Here is a 3,950-nt window from a genome sequence, read left to right on the forward strand (position 1 = left end):
AGTATTTTTCTTAATAGTGACTATAGTACAAGTATTTAAAACGACATTTCGTGTCGTTCATATGGTTTACTCCAGTCGCTTATATCCTCGTGCTGAACCACGAGGTTTTTCGCTCCAGTGGATAAAAAAACCTAGAAATCTAGGGTCTGTTGATACTTCGTCTATGTTTGCGACGTGAGAGATATATCTCGCAAGGTTTTTTAGCTGATATAAGGCATGAGGCAGGAAATTTAGTCATTCTAAATGACTGACTCATAACGCAATAGCAGCAAAAAATATGCTCATTCCGAAGGACTGTGGCTAAAACTTTCTCAGATTGCGTTATGAAACTTGGCAATAGACCCACTATTCCCTACGTTTCATGCCTGATCTGCTCAGTTTTAGCCTACAGCGCAAGCCATTTATGAAATATCAACAGACCCTCGGCTTTTTATTAAAAATCAATCTATTCACCACCAAGTGAACATTCAAAATTGGTTTTTTCGACAGAACAACGAGCGCGTTTTAACACACTCATCATGGCAGGGTCATAAATACCGCGTTTGGTCATATCCATACGTCCATCACGTAGCATTTTTTGATATTTAGTTTTATCTTCTGCGCTCAAGTTCATTTTATATTTGGCTGGAATTTCACCTTCTAAACGATTAATCATACTCATCGCTTTAGGCAGATTTTTTACAAACCAATCTCGTGATTTTTGCCCAAAGCCCGCAGGGAATTGTTCAGGGCGAATCACAAAGTCTGCGGTCACTTGTAATACAGGGAAGTTAAACATCGCCCCGTTATTGCCTAAACCCTTGTAGATTTCTAAAGGTTTGTACGCATAGGCAGGCGCACCGACCATATCGACCTGACCATTGTTAAATTTCGCCACAAAGTTAGATACATCAGAAATGACAGCTTGCGCACCTACACGCTGCACCATAATTTTTTGTGCATCGTCATAGCCCAATACCGCAAACTTTTTCCCTGCTGCTTTTTCAATCGAGCTGATGTTCTTGTCGCGCACAAAAATAAAGGCCGAACCTAAAGGTGAAATACCCGCAACTTCATATTTCTTGCCACCTAAATTGGTAACCATTTTCGCTGCATTACGTTGATCTAAAGCAAAGCTGATGGCACGTTGTGCAATCGCATTACTTGGCGCACCACCTAAAGCATCAATCGAGCCTGCAAATTTATTGTATTGGCGAGCACGCATGGCGGTCATAAATACCCCATCACATTTGCCTGCTTTAAAATCATTGTCTGCGACAGCTTCATCCTGACGTGGAATTAAATTGACTTCTGCACCCCAGCCTTTTGCTGCTAGCGCCCACTCTTGTGCCATCTGAAAAGATTCACCTGACTTACCCAGTAAGTCAAAGACACATACATCTACTTTTGCTGCTTGCGCCTGAGCACTGAAACCGATCGCTGCGAATGCTGTCAATGTTGCGCTGACCCATATTTTTTTCATTGTTTCGATCCTTCTACAGATTTTTTTATTTTTGAGTGTCCGTACACGAAACAAATATTAAGCAAGTTCAAATTAAAAAAATAGAGCATTTACTCGAATTTCATCTGTCAATTCTGCCAAAACCTTATACTGCCTTATTTAAGCGATCATTTTTATTTCATAATTCACTTATATTTTATAGATTTAGATCAAAATAAAGATCATTTCCAACATGCACGTATTTTGTGCTTGTTTACAAAGTCATAAAAAAAGCCTGTTGTTAGATCATAATTTTTAAACATCACAAGAGAGATTTTTCGCAAATCACAAATAAAACTGGGCTTATTTTTGTTTTCTGGTGGGCTTCCATTAGAATATGCCCAACTTTTGTTGTGACCAGTAAACACCATGATTCAACTTGACCAAGTTTCTTTACGCCGCGGTGGACGTGTTTTATTTCAAAAAGCGTCTATGCAAATCCATCCAGGCTGGAAAGTCGGTCTTACAGGTGTCAATGGTGCAGGAAAATCCAGTTTATTTGCTGCGCTTTTAGGTAGTTTAACCCCAGACGAAGGTACGTTGAGCCGTCCGCAAGGCTGGACTGTGGCGCACATGGCACAGGAAGTTAAAGCATTGGATTTGCCTGCGATTGATTTTGTGCTGTCGGGTGATGAAGAATACTGGAACATTCAACAACAACTGCAACATCCTGAACAATTAAATAATGACCAACTTGCACATTTGCATGGTCGTTTTGATGAAATTCATGGCTATACCGCACCCGCCAAAGCCGCACAACTGATGGCAGGTTTAGGTTTTATGGAACATCAAAACAGCTTGGCGGTCAGTAGTTTTTCTGGTGGATGGCGCATGCGTTTAAATTTGGCGCGTACCTTAATGAGTCGCTCCGAATTATTATTACTGGACGAACCAACCAACCACTTAGACTTAGATGCAATTTTATGGTTAGAAGACTGGCTTAAAGCCTATGCGGGAACTTTGGTGCTGATTTCCCATGACCGTGATTTTTTAGATGCCATTACCGATCATATTTTACATATTGAAAATAGTGAACTGACTTTATATACGGGCAATTATTCAACCTTTGAAACCACACGCAGTGAACGCTTGGCACAACATCAACAAGCGTATGAAAAACAATTAGAAACCCGTGCGCATTTACAAAAATATATTGATCGCTTTAAAGCCAAAGCCACCAAAGCACGGCAGGCACAAAGCCGTATCAAACAATTGGAACGTATGCAATTGCTTGCCCCTGCGCATGTAGATACACCATTTACCTTCAGTTTCCGTGAACCGACCAAAATGAGTTCACCCTTACTGACCTTGGAACAAGTCAGCATTGGTTATGCAGACAAAGTGATTGCCAGCAAAATTAACCTACAAATTACCCCGACCAGTCGTATTGGTTTATTGGGGATGAACGGCGCAGGTAAATCGACCTTAATTAAATCCTTAGTGGGTGAATTGGCGTTATTGGCAGGTACTCGCAAAGCCTCAGAATTACTCAATATTGGCTATTTTGCACAGCATCAAATGGATGCTTTGGATGATAGCGCCAGCCCGATGCTACAACTGGCACGCATTGCCGATAAAAAAATCAGCGAAGCCACTTTACGCGCCTTTTTAGGCAGTTTTGGTTTTAGTGGCGAACGTATGGACACGCCTTGTGAAAGTTTTTCAGGAGGTGAACGTGCACGTTTGGCTTTGGCTTTAATTGTCTGGCAACGTCCTAACGTACTGATTCTGGACGAACCGACCAACCATTTAGACTTAGATATGCGACATGCCTTAACCATGGCATTACAGGATTATGAAGGTGCAGTGGTATTGGTGTCACACGAACGTCAATTAATTGCCAGTGTCTGCGATGACTTACTCTTGGTTCATGCAGGACAATGCACAGAATTTGAAGGCGATTTACAAGATTATGCCCAATGGTTACGCCAAGCTCGTGCAGACATGCTTAAGCAAGGTACATCCAACACAGCTCCATCCAATCCAAGTCCAGTGGTTGAGAACAAGACTAACCTAGTCAAAGTAGATAAAGAAGCTCAACGCAAACTGGCAGCACAACGCCGTGAACAAACTCGCCCTATTCGTAAAAATATTGAAAAATACGAAGCGCAAATTGAAAAAATTCAACCGCGTCTGACTGAAATTGAAACCGAACTGGCAGATCCTGCCCTTTACGATGCCAACCGTAAAGATGATTTGCTCAAACTCATGAATGAGCAAAATGATCTGAAAACCAAATTGGCGCAGGCAGAAGAACAAATGCTTGAATTGATGATGGAATTGGAAGAACTCGAAAGTAGCTTTGAATAGCCATACCGATGAGATTTTAACGCTATGCTAAATAGGGTTAATAACTGCTAGTTGAAATCTACCTATTTCTATATTATTATATACAAATGAGTAGATATGTTAGTATTGGCGTTGCAGCTAAAACACTGGGTGTTTCCATCCAAACCCTAAGAAGATGGGA

At 41.2% G+C, this 3,950-nt stretch carries 2 protein-coding genes and 1 pseudogene; 2 read left to right on the forward strand and 1 reads right to left on the reverse strand.

The window, feature by feature from the left end; all coding sequences use genetic code 11:
• Positions 1-445: 445 nt before the first annotated feature.
• On the reverse strand, positions 446-1,462 hold the full coding sequence (locus tag AC07E5_RS10100) for a putative solute-binding protein (RefSeq protein ID WP_004969750.1): 1,017 nt from the start codon (positions 1,460-1,462) through the stop codon (positions 446-448).
• A gap of 387 nt (positions 1,463-1,849) precedes the next feature.
• Here AC07E5_RS10100 and AC07E5_RS10105 point away from each other — a divergent pair, with 387 nt between their 5' ends.
• Complete coding sequence (locus AC07E5_RS10105; RefSeq protein ID WP_104852778.1) at positions 1,850-3,790, forward strand: ATP-binding cassette domain-containing protein; 1,941 nt, start codon at positions 1,850-1,852, stop codon at positions 3,788-3,790.
• An 86-nt stretch (positions 3,791-3,876) separates the two neighbouring features.
• Positions 3,877-3,950, forward strand: a pseudogene (locus AC07E5_RS10110) (IS607 family transposase); the annotation flags it as partial.

Source organism: Acinetobacter seohaensis, assembly GCF_056431365.1.